Annotated in this window: 1 protein-coding gene; it reads right to left on the minus strand. The window is 68.1% G+C overall.

The window, feature by feature from the left end:
• Nucleotides 1-21: 21 nt before the first annotated feature.
• Nucleotides 22-2,931 (minus strand): excinuclease ABC subunit UvrA, encoded by a 2,910-nt coding sequence (gene uvrA / locus B551_RS15670; protein WP_023264487.1) that lies wholly within the window; start codon nucleotides 2,929-2,931, stop codon nucleotides 22-24.
• Between the last annotated feature and the right edge of the window lie 188 nt (nucleotides 2,932-3,119).

Below are 3,119 nucleotides of genomic sequence, written 5' to 3' on the forward strand. Positions count from 1 at the left end.
AGGGCAGGGCGCCTCCGCGCGTCAGCGGCGCCTGACCCGTGCCCGGGCCTGCGCCGGGGCCTGTTCCACCGGGCGCTTCAGCAACGGCGCCAGATACTTGCCGGTGAAGCTCGCCTTGCTGGCGGCGATGTCCTCCGGCGTGCCGCGCGCGATGATCTGCCCGCCGCCGGCCCCGCCCTCGGGGCCCAGGTCCAGCACCCAGTCCGCGGTCTTGATCACATCGAGGTTGTGTTCGATGATGACCACGGTATTGCCCTGGTCACGCAGCTTGTGGATGACCTTGAGCAGCAGCGCGATATCGTGGAAGTGCAGGCCGGTGGTCGGCTCGTCGAGGATGTACAGCGTGCGGCCGGTATCGCGCTTGGACAGCTCCAGCGACAGCTTGACCCGCTGCGCCTCGCCGCCCGACAGCGTGGTCGCGGCCTGGCCCAGCCGGATATAGCCCAGCCCCACATCGAGCAGCGTCTGCAGCTTGCGCCGGACCACCGGCACCGCGCTGAAGAACTCGTGCGCCTGCTCGACCGTCAGCTCCAGCACCTCCGAGATGTTCCTGCCCTTGTACAGCACCTCCAGCGTCTCGCGGTTGTAGCGCTTGCCGTGGCAGACGTCGCAGGGCACGTAGACATCGGGCAGGAAGTGCATCTCGACCTTGAGCACGCCGTCGCCCTGGCAGGCCTCGCAGCGCCCGCCCTTGACGTTGAACGAGAAGCGGCCCGGATCGTAGCCGCGCTCCTTCGCCGACGGCACGCCGGCGAACAGCTCGCGGATCGGCGTGAACAGGCCCGTATAGGTGGCCGGATTCGATCGCGGCGTGCGGCCGATCGGGCTCTGGTCGACGTTGATGACCTTGTCGAAGTGCTCGAGTCCGTCGATGCGGTCGTGCGGCGCCGGTTCCGGCGTCGAGCCGTACAGATGGCGCGCCACCGCCGGATACAGCGTGTCGTTGATCAGCGTCGACTTGCCCGAGCCCGAGACGCCGGTCACGCAGGTCAGCAGGCCGACGGGAATCTCGGCGTTGACCTGCTTCAGGTTGTTGCCGCTGGCGTTCAGGATCCGCAGCATCCGTTCCGGATCGGGCGGCGTGCGCGTAGCCGGCACCTCGATGCTGAGTTCGCCCGACAGGTACTGTCCGGTCAGCGAGGCCGGCGAGGCTTCGATCTGCGGCGGCGTGCCCTCGGCGACGATCTGGCCGCCATGCACGCCCGCGCCCGGGCCGATGTCGACCACATAGTCGCTGGCGCGGATCATGTCCTCGTCGTGCTCGACCACCAGCACCGAATTGCCGATGTCGCGCAGATGCTTGAGCGTGCCGATCAGCCGGTCGTTGTCGCGCTGGTGCAGGCCGATCGACGGCTCGTCGAGCACGTACATCACGCCGGTCAGCCCCGAGCCGATCTGCGAGGCCAGGCGGATGCGCTGCGCCTCGCCGCCCGACAGCGTGTCCGCGCTGCGCTCCAGCGACAGATAGTCGAGACCGACGTTGTTCAGGAAGTTCAGCCGCGCCGAGATCTCGCGCACGATCTTGTCGGCGATCTCGCGCTTGGCGCCCTGCAGCTGCAGCGTCAGGAACCAGGTCAGCGCGTCGCGCAGCGGCCAGCCGCTGATCTCGAAGATCGCGCGCGCCTGTTCGCCGTCGCCGACCTTGACGTGGCGGGCCTCGGTGCGCAGGCGCGTGCCGTGGCAGGCGGGGCAGGGCTGGTTGTTCTGGTACTTGGCCAGTTCCTCGCGCACCGCGACCGAGTCGGTCTCGCGGTAGCGGCGCTCCAGATTGGGGATGATCCCTTCGAACACGTGCGAGCGCGTGGTGGTGCGGCCGCGTTCGTTCATGTAGGTGAACGGGATCTCGGTCTCGCCCGAGCCGTGCAGCACCACCTGCTGCACCTCGGCCGGCAGGTCCTCGAAGGCGGCGTCCAGGTCGAAGTCGTAGAACGCCGCCAGGCTCTGCAGCATCTGGAAATAGAACTGGTTGCGGCGGTCCCAGCCCTTGATCGCGCCAGAGGCCAGCGACAGGTTGGGGAAGGCCACCACCCGCTTCGGATCGAAGAACGTGATCTGGCCCAGGCCGTCGCAGCTCGGGCAGGCGCCCATCGGGTTGTTGAACGAGAACAGCCGCGGCTCGAGCTCGGGCAACGAGTACGAGCAGATCGGGCAGGCGAACTTCGAGCTGAACAGGTGCTCGGCGCCGCTGTCCAGCTCGAGCGCGATCGCCCGGCCGTCGGCCAGCCGCAGCGCGGTCTCGAACGATTCGGCCAGCCGCTGCTTGATGTCCGGCCGCACCTTGACGCGGTCGACCACCACTTCGATGCTGTGCTTCTCGGTCTTCTTCAGCTTGGGCAGCGCATCGACCTCGTAGACCTTGGCCTGCGCCTCGTGCGCGGCGCCGCCGCCCGAGCGGATGCGGAAACGGACGAAGCCCTGCGCCTGCATCGTGTCGAACAGGTCGGTGTGCTCGCCCTTGCGGTCGGCCACCACCGGCGCCAGGATCATCAGCTTGGTGTCCTCGGGCAGCGCCAGCACCGCGTCGACCATCTGCGACACGCTCTGGGCCTGCAGCGGCAGGTCGTGGTTCGGGCAGTACGGCGTGCCGGCGCGCGCGTACAGCAGGCGCAGGTAGTCGTGGATCTCGGTGACGGTGCCGACCGTCGAGCGCGGGTTGTGGCTGGTTGCCTTCTGCTCGATCGAGATCGCCGGCGACAGGCCTTCGATCAGGTCGACGTCCGGCTTCTCCATTAGCTGCAGGAACTGGCGCGCGTAGGCCGACAGCGATTCGACGTAGCGGCGCTGGCCTTCTGCGTACAGCGTGTCGAAGGCGAGCGAGGACTTGCCCGATCCCGACAGGCCGGTGATCACGATCAGCTTGTTGCGCGGCAGATCGAGATTGATGTTCTTCAAATTGTGGGTACGGGCCCCACGGATTCTGATTTCTTCCATATACCGTTTGTCTTCGCCAGGCGGGGCCGCCAGTCGGGGTCGACAGGCCGGTCTCACGGAGCGCCCGCGCCATGGCCGGCTGCGGGCGTACGCTCAAGCAGGAAGCAGGCCGGGGCCTTGGCGCGGGCCGGCGGGGAGGGGGTGGGGCGGCAGTCTTGCCGCCATCCGAACGCCGCTGTCGCCGCCAT

The sequence above is a fragment of the Cupriavidus sp. HPC(L) genome (assembly GCF_000307735.3).
Lineage (GTDB): Bacteria > Pseudomonadota > Gammaproteobacteria > Burkholderiales > Burkholderiaceae > Cupriavidus.

Coding starts and splice junctions, on each gene's coding strand:
- uvrA (WP_023264487.1), bottom strand. CDS start 2,931: ATGGAAGAAATCAGAATCCGTGGGGCCCGTACCCACAATTTGAAGAAC.